At 61.1% G+C, this 15,227-nt stretch carries 16 protein-coding genes; 9 read left to right on the top strand and 7 right to left on the bottom strand.

Features of this window, described 5'->3' with window-relative positions; translation table 11 throughout:
* Positions 1 to 54: 54 nt before the first annotated feature.
* From aspS to N554_RS0111195, 3 genes are all read left to right on the top strand, one after another.
* Positions 55 to 1,827, top strand: coding sequence for an aspartate--tRNA ligase (aspS, locus tag N554_RS0111205; RefSeq protein ID WP_029583553.1), 1,773 nt, complete (start codon positions 55 to 57; stop codon positions 1,825 to 1,827).
* A gap of 53 nt (positions 1,828 to 1,880) precedes the next feature.
* On the top strand, positions 1,881 to 4,190 hold the full coding sequence (locus N554_RS0111200; protein ID WP_029583552.1) for an NADP-dependent malic enzyme: 2,310 nt from the start codon (positions 1,881 to 1,883) through the stop codon (positions 4,188 to 4,190).
* Positions 4,191 to 4,334: 144 nt separating this feature from the next.
* Positions 4,335 to 4,787, top strand: coding sequence for a DoxX family protein (locus N554_RS0111195; RefSeq protein ID WP_029583551.1), 453 nt, complete (start codon positions 4,335 to 4,337; stop codon positions 4,785 to 4,787).
* Between the two features lie 20 nt (positions 4,788 to 4,807).
* Here the strand turns inward: N554_RS0111195 and N554_RS0111190 are convergent, their stop codons facing one another.
* From N554_RS0111190 to N554_RS0111175, 4 genes are all read right to left on the bottom strand, one after another.
* Positions 4,808 to 5,317 carry a dihydrofolate reductase gene (locus N554_RS0111190; protein ID WP_051677459.1) on the bottom strand — a complete coding sequence of 170 codons (510 nt, stop codon included), beginning with the start codon at positions 5,315 to 5,317 and terminating at the stop codon, positions 4,808 to 4,810.
* 70 nt (positions 5,318 to 5,387) lie between these two features.
* A complete protein-coding gene (locus N554_RS0111185; protein WP_029583549.1) occupies positions 5,388 to 6,320 on the bottom strand; it encodes a polysaccharide deacetylase family protein in 933 nt (310 codons plus the stop codon).
* Positions 6,321 to 6,492: 172 nt separating this feature from the next.
* Positions 6,493 to 7,068: a glutathione peroxidase gene (locus N554_RS0111180; protein WP_029583548.1), complete on the bottom strand. Its 576-nt coding sequence runs from the start codon at positions 7,066 to 7,068 to the stop codon at positions 6,493 to 6,495.
* A 156-nt stretch (positions 7,069 to 7,224) separates the two neighbouring features.
* Positions 7,225 to 8,928, bottom strand: a complete 1,704-nt coding sequence (locus N554_RS0111175; protein WP_245283571.1) for a L,D-transpeptidase family protein — start codon at positions 8,926 to 8,928, stop codon at positions 7,225 to 7,227.
* A gap of 187 nt (positions 8,929 to 9,115) precedes the next feature.
* Between N554_RS0111175 and N554_RS0111170 the strand changes: the two genes are divergently transcribed.
* The 4 genes from N554_RS0111170 (at position 9,116) to N554_RS0111155 (ending at position 11,546) form a co-directional block, all read left to right on the top strand.
* Positions 9,116 to 9,661, top strand: a complete 546-nt coding sequence (locus tag N554_RS0111170; RefSeq protein ID WP_029583546.1) for a CreA family protein — start codon at positions 9,116 to 9,118, stop codon at positions 9,659 to 9,661.
* Positions 9,662 to 9,989: 328 nt separating this feature from the next.
* On the top strand, positions 9,990 to 10,151 hold the full coding sequence (locus N554_RS40940; RefSeq protein ID WP_197033544.1) for a hypothetical protein: 162 nt from the start codon (positions 9,990 to 9,992) through the stop codon (positions 10,149 to 10,151).
* Between the two features lie 40 nt (positions 10,152 to 10,191).
* On the top strand, positions 10,192 to 10,572 hold the full coding sequence (locus tag N554_RS0111160; RefSeq protein WP_029583545.1) for a hypothetical protein: 381 nt from the start codon (positions 10,192 to 10,194) through the stop codon (positions 10,570 to 10,572).
* A 149-nt stretch (positions 10,573 to 10,721) separates the two neighbouring features.
* Complete coding sequence (locus N554_RS0111155; RefSeq protein WP_029583544.1) at positions 10,722 to 11,546, top strand: SDR family NAD(P)-dependent oxidoreductase; 825 nt, start codon at positions 10,722 to 10,724, stop codon at positions 11,544 to 11,546.
* Between the two features lie 46 nt (positions 11,547 to 11,592).
* On the opposite strand, the gene N554_RS0111150 is transcribed toward N554_RS0111155, so the two are convergent.
* Positions 11,593 to 11,856 (bottom strand): DUF6719 family protein, encoded by a 264-nt coding sequence (locus N554_RS0111150; RefSeq protein WP_029583543.1) that lies wholly within the window; start codon positions 11,854 to 11,856, stop codon positions 11,593 to 11,595.
* A 20-nt stretch (positions 11,857 to 11,876) separates the two neighbouring features.
* Positions 11,877 to 12,029: a hypothetical protein gene (locus N554_RS40935; protein WP_197033542.1), complete on the bottom strand. Its 153-nt coding sequence runs from the start codon at positions 12,027 to 12,029 to the stop codon at positions 11,877 to 11,879.
* 86 nt (positions 12,030 to 12,115) lie between these two features.
* Between N554_RS40935 and N554_RS0111140 the strand changes: the two genes are divergently transcribed.
* Complete coding sequence (locus N554_RS0111140; protein ID WP_029583542.1) at positions 12,116 to 13,396, top strand: ArgE/DapE family deacylase; 1,281 nt, start codon at positions 12,116 to 12,118, stop codon at positions 13,394 to 13,396.
* A gap of 668 nt (positions 13,397 to 14,064) precedes the next feature.
* Here N554_RS0111140 and N554_RS0111135 read toward each other — a convergent pair.
* Positions 14,065 to 14,355 (bottom strand): hypothetical protein, encoded by a 291-nt coding sequence (locus tag N554_RS0111135; RefSeq protein WP_029583541.1) that lies wholly within the window; start codon positions 14,353 to 14,355, stop codon positions 14,065 to 14,067.
* Positions 14,356 to 14,960: 605 nt separating this feature from the next.
* Here N554_RS0111135 and N554_RS41475 point away from each other — a divergent pair.
* The coding region (locus tag N554_RS41475) for a helix-turn-helix domain-containing protein (RefSeq protein WP_029586625.1) at positions 14,961 to 15,227 on the top strand (267 nt) is incomplete at its 3' end.

Genomic DNA, 15,227 nt, shown 5'->3' with positions numbered 1-15,227 from the left:
GGGCAGTCCATGACCCCCGATTCGATCCTCCGACAGCTGTTTTTTGGAATATCCATGCATCGTTACCGGTCCCACACCTGCGGCGCGCTCCGCGAGAGCGACATTGGCCAGACGGTTCGCTTGTCGGGCTGGTGCCATCGCATTCGCGACCATGGCGGTGTGCTGTTCATCGATCTGCGCGACCATTACGGCCTGACGCAATGCGTTGCCGACCCGGATTCGCCGGCGTTCAAGGACGCCGAAAAACTGCGCTCGGAGTGGGTGGTGCGGATTGACGGCAAAGTCCGCCGCCGGCCCGAGGGCACTGACAATCCGGAATTGCCGACCGGCGCGGTCGAGCTTTACGTCAGCGAAATCGAGGTGCTGGGGCCCGCCGGCGAGCTACCGCTGCCGGTGTTCGGCGAACAGGATTATCCCGAAGATATAAGGCTTAAGTACCGTTTCCTCGACCTTCGTCGCGAGAAACTTCACCAGAACATCATGACCCGCGGCGCGATCGTCGATTCCATGCGCAAGCGGATGAAGGAACAAGGCTTCTTCGAGTTCCAGACCCCGATCCTGACGGCGTCCTCGCCGGAAGGCGCGCGCGACTTCCTGGTGCCATCCAGAATTCACCCGGGCCGCTTCTATGCGCTGCCGCAGGCGCCGCAGCAGTACAAGCAGCTACTGATGATGTCCGGCTTCGATCGCTACTTTCAGATCGCGCCGTGTTTCCGCGACGAGGACCCGCGCGCCGACCGCTTGCCGGGCGAGTTCTATCAGCTCGACGTCGAGATGAGTTTCGTCACGCAGGACGATGTGTTCGCGGCGATGGAGCCGGTCATCACCGGCGTGTTCGAGGATTTCGCCAAGGGCAAGCCGGTGACCAAGGGCTGGCCGCGGATTCCGTTCGCGGAAGCTTTGCGTAAATACGGCACCGACAAACCGGATTTGCGCAATCCGATTCTCATGCAGGACGTCTCCGAGCATTTCCGCGGCTCCGGTTTCAAGGTGTTCGCGCGGATGCTGGAAGATCCAAAGAACCAGGTCTGGGCGATCCCCGGCACCGGCGGAGGCTCACGTGCGTTCTGCGATCGGATGAATTCCTGGGCGCAAGGTGAGGGCCAGCCCGGACTCGGCTACATCATGTGGCGCGAAGGCGGCGAGGGGGCAGGACCGCTTGCCAACAACATCGGGCCGGAACGGACGGCGGCGATTCGCGACGCGCTCGGATTGAAGGAAGGCGACGCCGCGTTCTTCGTCGCCGGCGATCCGGCAAAGTTCTGGAAATTTGCCGGCCTCGCACGCACCAAGCTCGGCGAGGAGTTGAACCTGATCGACAAGGATCGGTTCGAACTCGCCTGGGTCGTCGACTTTCCGATGTACGAGTACAACGAGGAAGAGAAGAAGATCGACTTCTCGCATAATCCGTTTTCGATGCCACAGGGCGGTCTTGAGGCGCTGCAGACTCAGGATCCCCTGACCATCAAGGCGTTTCAGTACGACATCACCTGCAACGGCTACGAGATCGCCTCCGGCGGTATCCGCAATCACCGGCCCGAGGCGATGGTGAAGGCATTCGAGATCGCAGGCTACGTCGAGACGGATGTCGTCGAGCGCTTCGGCGGCATGTACCGCGCGTTCCAGTACGGCGCGCCGCCGCATGGCGGCATGGCGGCCGGCGTCGATCGTATTGTCATGCTCCTGTGCGGCACCACGAACTTGCGCGAAATCTCGTTGTTTCCGATGAATCAGCGCGCCGAAGACCTGCTGATGGGCGCGCCTTCGGAGGTCACGCCGAAGCAGTTGCGCGAACTTCACATCCGGCTCAATTTGCCGCAAAACTAAACACCAGCCGCCGAAGCCTTCAATTCGGGGGCGAGAAGCCCGCGGGGGAATCTATGTCATCCTACTCTGAAGATCTCCATTCCGCCGCGCTCGCCTATCACCGGCTGCCACGGCCGGGTAAACTTGAGATTCAGGCGATCAAGCCGCTTGCCAACCAGCGCGACCTCGCGCTTGCCTACTCGCCGGGCGTAGCAGCCGCCTGCACCGCGATTGCCGAAAATCCGGCGGAGGCGGCGTCGCTGACCACCCGCGCCAATCTGGTGGCGGTGGTCTCCAACGGTACTGCGGTGCTCGGCCTTGGCAACATCGGCCCCCTGGCATCGAAGCCGGTGATGGAGGGCAAGGCGGTACTGTTCAAGAAGTTCGCCGGCATCGACGTGTTCGACATCGAAATCGCCGCCGACACGATCGACCGTGTGGTCGAGACCGTGGCCGCGCTGGAGCCCACGTTCGGCGGCATCAATCTTGAAGACATCAAGGGTCCGGAGTGTTTCGAAATCGAGGCGCAGCTCAAGGCGCGCATGAAGATCCCGGTATTTCACGACGATCAGCATGGCACCGCCATCATCGTCAGCGCCGCGATCACCAATGCGTTGCTGCTGAACGGCAAGCAACTGCAAGACGTCAAGATCGTCACGTCAGGCGCGGGGGCGGCGGCGATCGCGTGTCTCAATCTTCTGGTTTCGCTGGGCGCGCAGCGCAAGAACATCTGGGTTTGCGACATCGACGGCGTGGTCCACGAGGGCCGCAACACGCTGATGGATCGCTGGAAGTCGGTCTATGCGCAGAAGACCGATAAGCGCGTGCTGGCGGAAGTGATCGGCGGCGCCGATATTTTCCTCGGCCTGTCGGCGCCCAATGTGCTGACGCCCGAGATGGTCAAGCAGATGGCGGACAAGCCGTTGGTGATGGCGCTGGCCAATCCGACGCCGGAGATCATGCCGGATGAAGCCCGCAAAGCGCGCCCCGACGCGATGATCTGCACTGGCCGCTCCGACTTTCCCAATCAGGTCAACAACGTCCTGTGCTTTCCCTTTATCTTTCGCGGCGCGCTCGATGTCGGCGCTACCGCGATCAACGAGGAGATGAAGAAGGCCGCGGTCGATGCGATCGCCCAGCTTGCGCGCGATCCGCCGTCGGATGCGGTTTCTCCCGGATTCGACAGCGGCGAAGCGCAAGGATTTGGCCCGGGCTCGCTTATCCCGAGCCCGTTCGATCCGCGGCTGATCCTGCGCATTGCGCCCGCGGTTGCGAAGGCGGCGATGAAGTCGGGCGTCGCCTCGCGTCCGATTGCAAACTTCGAGGACTATACCGCGCAGCTCGAGCGCTTCGCGTTCCGCTCCGGCCTCGTCATGAAGCCGGTGTTTGCCAAGGCGAAGACGCAGCCGGTCCGCGTGATCTATGCCGAGGGCGAGGACGAGCGCGTCCTGCATGCCACGCAGGTGGTGCTGGCAGAGAAGCTGGCGCGGCCGATATTGGTTGGACGTCCGTCAGTTGTCGAAGCGCGGATCAAGCGGTTCGGTCTTGCCATCAAGGCCGGCCAGGACTTCGATCTCATCAACCCCGAGGACGATCCGCGCTACCGGTCCTATGTGCAGTCCTACATCGACGTCGCCGGCCGCCACGGCGTGACGCCCGATGCGGCGCGCACGATGGTCCGCACCAACGCCACCGTGATCGCGGCGCTTGCGGTGGTCCGCGGCGAAGCCGACGCCATGATCTGCGGCGTCGAAGGCCGCTACATGAGCCATCTGCGCCACGTTCGCGAGATCGTCGGCTTCCTCCCGGGCGTCAGTGATTTCGCCGCGCTCGCGCTGATGATCACCAGCAAGGGTGCCTATTTCATCGCCGATACCCAGGTGCGGCCGAACCCGAGCGCTGAGGAGCTTGCGGAAATGGCGGCGCTGGCGGCGATCCATGTCCAGCGGTTCAGTATCAAGCCCAAGATCGCGTTCGTGTCGCATTCCGATTTTGGCAGTTACGACACCGACTCGTCGCGCAAGATGCGCCGCGCCACCGCGTTTTTGAAGCAGAACCATCCGGAAATCGAAGCCGACGGTGAAATGCAGGGAGATACCGCGCTCTCAGCGGCCGCGAGAAAGCTGATCCTGCCGCACTCAAAGCTGGAGGGCGAGGCCAATATCCTGATCATGCCGAATCTCGATACCGCCAACGTCGCCTATCAGATGATCAAGGCGCTGGCGGACGCGCTTCCGGTCGGGCCGATCCTGATTGGTCCCGCGCTTCCGGCACATATTCTCACGCCCTCAGTCACCGCACGCGGCGTTCTCAACATGACGGCCGTGGCCGCGGTCGAAGCCCAGGAGCGAGCCAGCCGCCAACAGCCGACCTTGTTTGGGTAGTTTGTGAAAATCGGCCGGGTTTAGGTTGCAACGCACCGGCGCGTCGGAGTCGATCTGGTTGTTTGAAAACCCGCAGCGAAACGCCCATAATCGCGCCGTTCTGCCGCCCGCGACCCGCATTTGCAGCATTCAGTGAGGCCGACTATGCCAGTATTCATTACTTTGGGGCGAATTTTGTTCGCCTTGCTCTTTATCTACTCGGGAACAACCAAGCTTTTCACCATTCAGGCCACATCGGATTCTATCGCAGCGAAGGTCGTCATTCCCGCGCTGTTTGCCCCCTATACGTCGCAGCTCGAAACCATGACGGGAATGTCCACGCCGCAAATGCTCGCCATTGCCATCGGAGGCTTCGAGGTGATCAGCGGCTTGATGATTGCGCTCAATTTCGGTGTGCGGTTCTTTGCAATTGTTTTGATCTTCTTCGTTGCCGCGACAACCTTCTATTTCCATGATTTCTGGAATCAGTCCCCGCCCGAAAATGCCACGACGCTGTTGGAGGCGCTGAAAAACCTTTCGATCATCGGTGCGCTGTTCATGATCGCAGGGTATGGCCGGGCGCCGCGGACGGTCGAAGCGGCCTATGGCGACGCATAGCGCGTTAGCCGGAAAATGCTCTATGCGGCGCGCCGCCAAGGCGTGACGCTGACACCATCGGCGGGGTCAAGGATTTGCGCATCGCCGGCTTTCAGGCCGTGTGCGGCCAGAACCTCCTGCGGTGAACGCTCGGGCACCCCGGGAAAGCATGGCTCGCCACCGGGCAGACGCACCCGCGGGGCCTGCGAGAGCCAGAACGTGTCGTAGCGGTCCATGAACATTCCGAACACGCTCGGCCCGCCGATGATCGCGACAGTGCCGGAACGTACGCCCGCGACATCGCAGGCGGCTTCGAACGCAGCTCCGGCGGGATTCCACAGCGTGGCTTTGGGATTGGACGGGTCGGGCGCAACCGCGCCGATCCGTCGGGTGACGATGATCCGCGTTCGTAGCGGCGAGTTCGGCTGGTCCTCATAGGAATTGCGGCCATGCACGATCAGGTCGGCGCGATCGAGCGCGGCGGTAAAGAATTTCTTGTCGCCTTCGAATTTCAATTCGTCCGGCATCACGCCATCGGCGTTCGCGAGCATGCCGTCCGCGGAGACGATGACATAGCCTTCGATGCGCAGCGCCGGCACGGGATTTGTCGCGCGCCGAATTCTATTCAGAAATCGTCTGCACCACGCTGGACACGGGCCGCGAACTTACGGTCGGTAACTTGGAGTCCTTGAGGATTTCGGCGTCATACTGCGCGAGGGTTTGCACCGGCGCCTTGGCCCTCATTTGGACGACCTTGTAACCGCCGGCCTTCAGCTTGTGCAGCAGCTCGGGGAGGGCTTCGGCCGTGTGCTTCTGAAAGTCGTGCATCAGGATGATGCCCTTGCCGAGCTTCTCGACCTTCCTCATTATGTTATCGATGACGACTTGTGGCTTGCTGGCCCTGAAGTCGAAGGAGTCGAGATCGCACGAGAAAATTCCGACATTGCGGGTGCCGAGGTAGGTCACCATTTCGGGCGGATGTTGCAGCGCCGGGAAACGAAAGAACGGTGCGGGTGAAGTGCCCAGGGCCCATTTGACCGCGCTGAAACCTTTCTCGATCTCTTCCTTGCGCTGATCCTCGGTCAGCTTCTTGTTGTTCAGATTGGCGTGCGACCAGGTATGCGATCCGATGGTATGGCCCGCCGCGGCCACCTGCTTGAGGATTTCAGGATAGTAGGTTGCGTGCTTGCCGATCGGAAAGAAAATGCCGGTCGTGCATTCTTCCGCCAAGGTCTTCAACACGGATGGTGTGTTGACCGGCCATGGACCATCGTCGAACGTCAGCACCACTTCATGGTCACGCAGAAAATCGAGCTGCTTGAAATGCTCGAAACCGAATCCGGGGCCGGCCGTGGTATCGATTTCGACGATGCGGCCGATCCCAAGCGCATTTGGATTGGCGCAAGGCGCTTTGGCGGGGGCGGGCGCTGCGGCAGGAGCGGGCGCCGGAGCCGGAGCTGCCGCGGCTTTGCTGGCGGCGGTCTGCGACCATGCTGAGCCTGACGCACAAAGCGAAACCGCGCTTGCAAAGATCAATCCTGCCGCAATACGCATTGTATTTCCCCTTAGCTGATCCCGGCTCGGCCTCGGTCTTGGCCTTCGCCCGAGCCATTTCTGCCCTTGGTCTGCCTTTGGTCATCGTAGCCTAGTTGGACCTGCGCCGCCACGGCAACGGCTTTTATCCACGGCAGCCGGATTGTTGGCCGACAGGTCAATTCCGGCGCCGTCAGGAGACCGCAAGCGCCCGTGCGATGGCGGTTTTGACGCGCGTATCTGACGGTTCGACGCTCGCGGGGAATACCTCGGCGATGTAGCCGTCGCGGCCGATCAGGTATTTGTGAAAGTTCCAACGTGGTACATCCATTGGCCGAGCATCGGCCGCCCATTTGTAGAATGGATGCGCATTCGCGCCTTTTACAACGGCTTTTGCAGTAATCGGAAAGGTAACCCCATATTGGTGCTGGGCGGTCTGCGCGATGTCGGTGGCGCCGCCCGGCTCCTGTCCGCCGAAATCGTTGGAGGGCACGCCGATAATCATCAAGCCCCGGTCGTGAAACTGGGTCCACAATTCCTGCAATCCGGCATATTGCGGCGTGTACCCACACAGTGAAGCCGTGTTGACGACGAGCAGCGGCCGGCCGGCATGGTCTGCCAACCTGATATCGCCGCCGGCCAAGGCAGGAAACGAGAAAACATAAGCGGTGATGCGGCTCATTGCGGCCTGTGCGATAGCCGTCCGCGCCGAGACCGCCCCTCCGATCGCGGAGAGCGTCCCCGCGATCATTGTCCTGCGGTTGATCATAGCCCCTCCTGCAAGAAATGACGCAGTTGCGATAATAGCCCAGCAGGCGCGCGCCCGCTTCTCAACAAGCCGTTATGGCCGCACCGCAGGATAGGCCCATAAGTGGCCTCCGGTGCAAAAGAAACGCCGGCCAAAAGCGCCAATGCCTAAAGCTGTCTAGCGCAGCGAAACGACGAAATCCGTACCTTCGCCGGTTTCACCCCCACTGATGCCTTGATCGGAAACGATGATCGAGCCGCCGGTCGAAAGCGCTTCGGCAATTCGTGCCATCGCATCCGCAGGGATGGTGAGGCGATCCAGAGCTTCGGCGGCGCTGTCCGCTACCGGCAACGCCTTCGCCTCGACCGCGCCGGCGATCTTGCGCCTGCGCGAGACGCGCTCGTCCTCATCGCGCCGCTCGGCGGATCCCGCCCGCACCGGGAGCGAGATCACCGACCAATGCAGGACATTGGCATCATCTTTGTCGACCCGCGCCGTGAACACGTGCGTTCCCAGCGGCCGGTCGCTCGGTGCGATCGTCACCGGCACGTCGAACAGCGGCGCGAAATTCTGCCGCACATAGAGCTTTGAATCCTTGCGGCTGATAAACACCGCGATCCGCTCGGCGCGCTTTGGCGACGCTGCGGTTGCGGTCGGATCGGGTTTCGAGGCGGCCGGCTTTTCGGTGTCGGGCAAGCGGGTCTGATCTGTTTTCGCATCCGGGGCGCTTGGGCTGATCTCCGTTACCGCCTGGACACTCACGTCCGTTTCCTTGCCGGCGTTGTCAGACCCCTTGGTCTCAGCAGGGTCGATTTCCGCCGTCGGTGTGTCAGACGATTTGGCGGTCGCCAACTCACCCTGCGATTTTGCAGCTTCGGAAACATCCGCAGTGGCCGAGGGTGCGCTCACGGTTGACGCGGCGGTCTCATCGCGCGGCGAGGCGTTGCTGCCTGATGGCGTTGCATCGGACATCATGGTGGAAGCTTTGGTGGCCAGCATATTGCCGCTGGCATCGGCGGTCTGGGTATGTTCGCGCAACCGCGCGGGGGCCGACGGTTGGTCCATGACGGGTTTTGCGCCGCCGTTATGGCCGACGGTGGCTCTCAGTTGAAGGCTGGCTTCCGAAATTGCGGGCTTGGCGGTTGCGTCAGCATTTGCCGCCTTGTCGGCCTTTACGGCAGGTGGCGCATCCGGCTGCGGCTCGTTGGCGGCAGCCGGTCGTGGCGCCACCTTCTGCGTGGCGAGCAGGGAATGCGAAAAAGTGGCAGGGGTCATTTCGCCCGGCGTGATGACGACCCGCGCGCCCATCTTGGTCCAATTCCACATCTTCATGGCAAAGGCCGTGGGCATGCGGATGCAGCCATGGGAGGCAGGATAACCGGGGAGTACGCCGGCATGCATGGCGATGCCCGACCAGGTGATCCGCTGCATGTAGGGCATCGGCGCACCGCTATAGATATTCGAGTGGTGCAGCTTGCGTTTTTGAATGACGCTGAATACGCCCATCGGCGTCGGATGGCCACGCACGCCCGTCGATATCGGAGTTTCCGCGAAAAATCCGTTGGCGTCGTAGATCTTGAGGTTCTGCTTCTGGATCGAGATCGCGATGATCAGCGGTCCCTGCGGCTTGGCCGATTCCCTCGCCGGCGCCTCGATCTTCTTGGCCTGATGGCGGCGTACATTGGGCTGCTGCCTTGGGACCGTCGGCCCTGGCTGATAATATCCTGGATCGAAATCCGACCAATAATAGCGCGCAGCTCTCGCCTCGGAGGTGGTACCGATCGCGGCGGCAGCCGTCAAAACGGCAATTCGCCAAAGCCGTCCGGTCGCAATAGAGGCCTCATGCCGGCTCATGCGCATCATCGTCGAATCCTCAGTCATTTGCTGTCTGGTGTTGCAGACGAGATACGCGTTCACCGGCGTAGCTTCCAATTCATATGACTTTCGACCGAACGCTAGCAAAAAAGTCTCACATTCGGTTAAACGGCCGAGGTCGCGCGCTCCGGCAACCTTCCTGCCGGGCTTCCCAGCACCTACATGGGTTAAAGCCCCGCCGACGGAGACATCCATGACACGCAAAGCCCTGATCCCCTGTGACACGAGATGGAAAGCTTGGGCTCTGCTGCTGACTTTAGCGTTGTGGCCGGTCTCCCAGGCATCAGCCGCCGACGAGCCGGATCTGATCTTCGGCCGCTCGACCGTATTCAAATGGATCAGTCCGAACGACAAGCTTGCGACCTATGGCGTCGACGACCCCGAGGTCGAGGGCGTCGCCTGTCATTTCACGGTGCCGGAGAAGGGCGGCTTCAAGGGCTGGTTCGGGCTTGCCGAGGAGGTTTCGGACATTTCGCTGGCGTGCCGCCAGATCGGGCCGATCCATTTCAATCGCAAGATGGAGCAGGGCGACGATATGTTTCGGCGGCGGCGCTCGCTGTTTTTCAAGAAGATGCAGATCGTCCGCGGCTGCGACGCCAAGCGCAACGTGCTGGTCTATATGGTCTATTCCGACAAACTGATCGAAGGCTCGCCGAAGAATTCAACGTCCTCGGTACCGATCATGCCGTGGGGAGCCACCGACAGCGCGGTTCAGAAATGCGGCGAATTCTTTCAGTGAGCTGATCTAAACCGCGCATCGCTAAATTACTGCTAACGGCGCTGGGGGCGAGTGGAGCCACGGCTCAGGCCGGACTTTGGGATCGTGGCAGTTCATCAGGTGCAGGAGCCAGGGCTGTTCCATCAACAGGACTGTTCCATCAACTGCATTCGACTGAAACCATTCGACTTAATGACGATTGTTTCGCCGGGCATCGAGCGACGAAACAATTCTCCGACGCGACGAAACCATTTCCCGCTTCGCCGCAGACCTCCGGAAACATCCGATAGTTATCAATCGGACAACAAAAACGGCGGGCAGCGCCGGCACCTATACCGGAGACAGTCAAATGCGAACCCTCAGTTTCATCCTGGCCTTCGCCTTCGTGCTGGCCGGCCCCTCGATGGCCGGTTCGTCGGACCGCGGTCTGCCGGGCATCGGCACCTTCGCCTATAGCGGCTCACCGATCGCCACTTCAACGCCTCGGACGATCGTTGTTGCCGCCAATTGATCCGCAGTTAAAATCCCAGAAAATTGCCGGTAAGGCCATCATGCCTTTTCGTATTTTCAATGCGGCGATCCTCGCGTCGTTCATTCTGGGTGGTTCGACGCAAGCCCAAATCCAGCAGAGTCAATTCCGCTCGCTGACGAAGCTACCCGATCCGCGCGGGGAGTTCGTGCGGCTGTGCGCCCCTCACATGCTGGGACGCTGGGCGCATCCGGAATCCATCTGCAGTTGCTTGCATGATTATGCGGCTGCCACCGTTGAAGACCCCGACCTCCGCGAAGCGCTGCTGCGCGGCATCAGCGAAACCGGCGTGCCGACCATCGAGACCGAATGGGTCCCGCCCTCAAAGCGATCCGAGATCGGCACAACTTTCACAAAGATTGCAAAGCCGACGCTGCAATGCATGTTCGAGCCGCGGAACTAGGCTCATTCCTCAAAATCTGATGTCTGTGCCCGGCTGGCGGCGACGCTCGCCGGTGTTCTTGCGTGCCCGTTTGCCCGTTTGCCCGCTGGCGGGCTGATGGCATCGGCACTATCGTTCGGCATCAACAACGACAAATCCGGGGGAAACCCATGACGGCAATTCGCAAAGACGACCGTCTCAAGGACAAGGTCGCCATCGTCACCGGCGCGGGCTCGCGCGCCTCGGGCATCGGCAATGGCCGCGCCACAGCGGTGGTTCTGGCGCGGCACGGCGCCCAGGTGACGCTGGTGGACAGCGTTGCGCAATGGGCGGAAGAAACCAAGCACCTGATCGACGCGGAAGGTGGCATTGCGCAAATCATCGAAGGTGACGTCAGCGTTCCCGCGTCGTGTCAGGCGATCGTCGCGCGTACGGTGGCAGCCTGGGGCCGGCTCGACATCCTCGTCAACAATGTCGGCATCACCGGGCCGCGCGGCAACGCCATCGAAGTCGATCCTGAGGCGTGGGACAGCGCGATGCGCGTCAACGTTGCCTCCATGATGCTGATGGCGAAGTATGCTATTCCGGAGATGATCAGGAACGGCGGCGGCTCGATCATCAATCTCAGTTCGGTGGCGGGCTTGTCGGGCGGCCATCCAAGCCTGCTTTATCCGGCGTCGAAGGGCGCGATCGTGAGTTTGACGCGTGCAATGGCGGCGCATCACGGCCGCGACGGCATCCGCGTCAACTGCATCGCGCCGGGCACGGTCTACACGCCAATGGTGGCATCGCGCGGCATGACGCCGGAGATGCGCAAAGCCCGCAGCGAAGGCACGCTGCTCGGCACCGAGGGTACCGGCTGGGATATCGGCTACGGCGCGCTGTTTCTCGCCAGCGACGAGTCACGCTGGATCACCGGCATCACGCTGCCAATCGATGGCGGAGCGACGGCAGGCAGCAGGGGATCGCCGGTGCCGCCAAGCGAGCCGGCGTGATCCCAGGAGTGAGCGCATGGCGCTTACGCAGGGATGACGGTCGCAACTATCTCTTCTTCGGACCCACGCGCGGAATGCATCTTAGCACGCGGAGGATTCCCGTGGCCGTCATCTTGGCGCCGGAGACTTCCTTGATTTGACCGGCGGGACACGATCCGTCGTCGACCAGGATGCGCTGACCCAGCCGCAAATCGGGGATGTCCTGCTCGCGCGACACCACCTGATCCGCCATTGCTGAGGCTGCGAACGCGGCCAGGGCGAAGCCGCCAAGCAGCGCAACCGAAAACTGCCTGTAGCGCGAGGCCTTCATGATTTGCGTAGGAACCTGCTTCACTTGTTCTGTATCTTCAGCCCGTCCGGACCGAGATTGATCTGCAGGCCTTCCGGTTCTTTCTTGGTCTGGTAAAGATTGTAGCCGAGCACACCCACCGCGATGATCAACGCGCCGATAACGAAATAGAGAATATTGCGGGTGCCGGGCATCCGTGTCTCCATGGGACGCGAAATTTGACGTTCAGTGTATTGGCAGGCTCGCGATTCTGAAAGCGACAACAGGAAAAGTGACGGAAATGAGCGCCATCGATACCAAGCAAAGGATCCTTGATGCGGTCGACGCCAATTTCGATGCGCAGCTTGCGACCACACGAGATTTTGTCGCGATTCCCTCTACCCGCGGTGCGGAGGGGCCGTGCCAGGACATGATCGGCGATCTCCTGCGGCAGCGCGGCTACGAGGTCGACGACTGGCATATCGATGTCAACGATCTCAGGGATCTGCGCGGCTATGGCCCGATTCTGCATGATTTTTCCAAGGCGCGTACGGTGGTCGGCACTTATCGGCCTTCACGCAACGCCGGAAAGTCGCTGATCGTGCAGGGCCATTGCGACGTCGTACCGGCTGGCCCGCTGGAGATGTGGGAGACGCCGCCGTTTTCGCCTGTCGTGAAGGACGGCAAGATGTACGGCCGCGGCGCCTGCGACATGAAGTCAGGCACCATCGGCGCGCTTTATGCGCTCGACGCGATCAGGGCCGCGGGCCTCAAGCCGACCGCGCGGATCCATTTTCAATCCGTGATCGAGGAGGAGAGCACCGGCGTCGGCGCGCTCTCGACCTTGCAGCGCGGCTATCGCGCCGACGCCTGTTTCATTCCCGAGCCGACCTCCGGCAAGATGGTGCGCTCGCAGGTCGGCGTGATCTGGTTTCGCCTGAAAGTGCGCGGCCATCCGGTGCATGTGTTCGAGGCCGGCTCCGGCTCCAACGCCATCACCGCGGCCTATCACCTGATTCATTCGTTGGAGAAACTGGAGGCCGAATGGAACGAGCGCGCGAAGAGCGATCGGCATTTCAAGGTTCTGACTCATCCGATCAATTTCAATCCCGGCATCATCAAGGGCGGCGACTGGGCCTCCAGCGTGCCTGCGTGGTGCGATGTCGATTGCCGGATTGCGATCCTGCCGGGCTGGTCGGTCGCCGATTGCCAGGCCGAAATCCGCGCCTGCGTCTCGGCGGCGGCGCGCGACCATCGCTTCCTTTCCAACAATCCGCCCGAGGTGGAATGGTCCGGCTTCCTGTCGGAAGGCTATGAGCTGAAGGATTCCGCCGAACCGGAAGCCGCATTCGGCAAGGCCTTTAATGCAGTCTATGGCGGCGCGGTGCAGGACCTCGTATTCACCGCTCTCACCGACACGCGCTTTTATGGGCTGAACTACAACATCCCAAGCCTGTGCTTCGGCGCCAGCGGAGCCGCGATGCACGGCTTCAATGAATATGTCGATCTGGACTCGCTGCGAAAGTCGACCAAGGCGACCGCGCTGTTCATCGCGGAATGGTGCGGGGTGGAGGCGATTTAGAACCCTCATGGTGAGGAGGCGCTCTTGCGCCGTCTCGAACCATCAGGCCACGGGCCTATCCCATCCTTCGAGACACGGCCAAGTGGCCGCTCCTCAGGATGAGGTTCAGGCAGTTATTGGCCACAGCGCCTTCACCGATCGCATCCAGCCCGTCGGTCAGGGCTGCCGGCCCAGGCTGCAGGATCAGCGGCGATGTGCGCGACGCGCTCAAAGCACTGATCGTTGCGAATGAGTTTTTGGAGTCGGAAGTCTGCGAGTTGATACAGGCTGTTTTCGCACGCCTATGCGTGGAAGGCCAAAACCTATACCGGCTGACACTCGATCGACCAGGAGCCAGGAACATGGCTGAGGTACTACGTTGCGCTGCTGTTCCAACAGGCAACGAGCATAAAGCGCGGGGTGAGGATGCCAACCATTGCCGAAAAGTCCGCGATGCACACCCGGTTGAATTCGCAGAACTTCGCGAGGAATAGTCAGAGCGGCTTAACTATAGGGGATGTCCTCATAAAGGCGTAGATGTCGGGTTTTGACGAAAGCGGAAATCTCACGATCAGTCAGAGCATTACCGCTCGTGATCCAGGAGCGACATGCGCATGATCGAGGAATCTCGCAAATACATGTTGGCTAGCGGCGGCTCAAAGGGAGCCGCACGCTGCCAATGCTTGGCGTCACCACTCGCCGTAAGCGTAGCCGGGATAGGAGTAGTTATAGGTCGGATAGCTCCAATATGAATTATAGGTCGGATAGCCCCAATACGAATTATAGCTGGGATAGCCCCAGTACGAAGGGTAGGGATAATCCCGACGCACCCGATAGCGCACGTCCGTCGTCACGGCTGGTACCGCCGCCTTGATCGACATGCCATTGATCGGCGCAGCAGACGATTTGGCCGTGGCGGCCACTGCGAGAGGAACAGCAATTGCGAGTGCAATCGCGAGCCTGCGGACTTGAATCTTCATGGAAGCTCCTGTTTGTTTTAGAAGTGACTGTTCACGAGGCGACGATGATGGGGCAGGATGCCTACAGAAAAATTTCGGCCGCCCGGAATTGCGTTACGTGCGTAACGACCGAGCTGTTCTTGCACACTCAGGTCTGGTGGTGGCACGAAGCCAAGTCCCACGACGCGCCACTCGATCGGAGTGGACCCGGACGCGTTACGTCGCCTCTTGGCCCAACTCGGACCTCTATTGAGGTCTGCGATTGCGCCGCTATCAGGGGCACAGCTGGACCCCACACGCGCCCCGGGAGATTTTCTAGGCGATTGGCTGAAGCGACGTTACTCCGCCGTTCGCGTTGTTGCACTAATGAAGGTCGCTGCCTTCACGCTGCTTCTGGCGTTTCTCGGCTTGGGTTCACGCTCAAAATTGCGGCGCTGAATGCGTCGACCGGCGCGGCAGCGCGTAGGATGGGTGGAGCGAAGCGATACCCATCATGTTTCGCAAACGCAGTGATGGGTTTCGCGAAAGGTTCAACCCATCCTGCGAGCTGAGTTCTTCTCAGTTTGACGGCGGGCTCAATTGGTCAGCGCAACACTCTAATCTTTTAGCAAAGATGGAGTGTGGGCATGAAACAGCGACGTCGCATTTATTACTCGACCGCTCAGCGGTCTGAGATCTGGGATCGCTGGCAGGCCGGCGAGCCGATGAGTTCGATCGGACGCCGATTTGACCGGGAGTCCTCGTCGGTCTTCTCTGTGATCTCGCCAACCGGTGGCATACGTCCTCCGGATCGGCACCGTGCCAAACAGGCGCTCGGCCTTTCTGAACGAGAGGAAATCTCTCGATGGCTCAGCATGCGCTGCTCGTTGCGGTCGATCGCGCGCCACTTGGGA

Source organism: Bradyrhizobium sp. URHD0069 (assembly GCF_000701345.1).
GTDB lineage: Bacteria > Pseudomonadota > Alphaproteobacteria > Rhizobiales > Xanthobacteraceae > Bradyrhizobium.
This window is presented reverse-complemented; position numbering and strand designations above follow the sequence as displayed.

What these genes read in the sequence shown, in the direction of transcription:
- aspS (WP_029583553.1), top strand. Translation starts at nt 55, where the DNA reads ATGCATCGTTACCGGTCCCACACCTGCGGCGCGCTCCGCGAGAGCGAC.
- N554_RS40940 (WP_197033544.1), top strand. Translation starts at nt 9,990, where the DNA reads ATGCGAACCCTCAGTTTCATCCTGGCCTTCGCCTTCGTGCTGGCCGGC.
- N554_RS0111190 (WP_051677459.1), bottom strand. Translation starts at nt 5,317, where the DNA reads ATGCTCGCGAACGCCGATGGCGTGATGCCGGACGAATTGAAATTCGAA.
- N554_RS0111170 (WP_029583546.1), top strand. Translation starts at nt 9,116, where the DNA reads ATGACACGCAAAGCCCTGATCCCCTGTGACACGAGATGGAAAGCTTGG.
- N554_RS0111135 (WP_029583541.1), bottom strand. Translation starts at nt 14,355, where the DNA reads ATGAAGATTCAAGTCCGCAGGCTCGCGATTGCACTCGCAATTGCTGTT.
- N554_RS0111140 (WP_029583542.1), top strand. Translation starts at nt 12,116, where the DNA reads ATGAGCGCCATCGATACCAAGCAAAGGATCCTTGATGCGGTCGACGCC.
- N554_RS40935 (WP_197033542.1), bottom strand. Translation starts at nt 12,029, where the DNA reads ATGCCCGGCACCCGCAATATTCTCTATTTCGTTATCGGCGCGTTGATC.
- N554_RS0111175 (WP_245283571.1), bottom strand. Translation starts at nt 8,928, where the DNA reads ATGACTGAGGATTCGACGATGATGCGCATGAGCCGGCATGAGGCCTCT.
- N554_RS0111180 (WP_029583548.1), bottom strand. Translation starts at nt 7,068, where the DNA reads ATGATCAACCGCAGGACAATGATCGCGGGGACGCTCTCCGCGATCGGA.
- N554_RS0111150 (WP_029583543.1), bottom strand. Translation starts at nt 11,856, where the DNA reads ATGAAGGCCTCGCGCTACAGGCAGTTTTCGGTTGCGCTGCTTGGCGGC.
- N554_RS0111185 (WP_029583549.1), bottom strand. Translation starts at nt 6,320, where the DNA reads ATGCGTATTGCGGCAGGATTGATCTTTGCAAGCGCGGTTTCGCTTTGT.
- N554_RS0111155 (WP_029583544.1), top strand. Translation starts at nt 10,722, where the DNA reads ATGACGGCAATTCGCAAAGACGACCGTCTCAAGGACAAGGTCGCCATC.
- N554_RS0111160 (WP_029583545.1), top strand. Translation starts at nt 10,192, where the DNA reads ATGCCTTTTCGTATTTTCAATGCGGCGATCCTCGCGTCGTTCATTCTG.
- N554_RS0111200 (WP_029583552.1), top strand. Translation starts at nt 1,881, where the DNA reads ATGTCATCCTACTCTGAAGATCTCCATTCCGCCGCGCTCGCCTATCAC.
- N554_RS0111195 (WP_029583551.1), top strand. Translation starts at nt 4,335, where the DNA reads ATGCCAGTATTCATTACTTTGGGGCGAATTTTGTTCGCCTTGCTCTTT.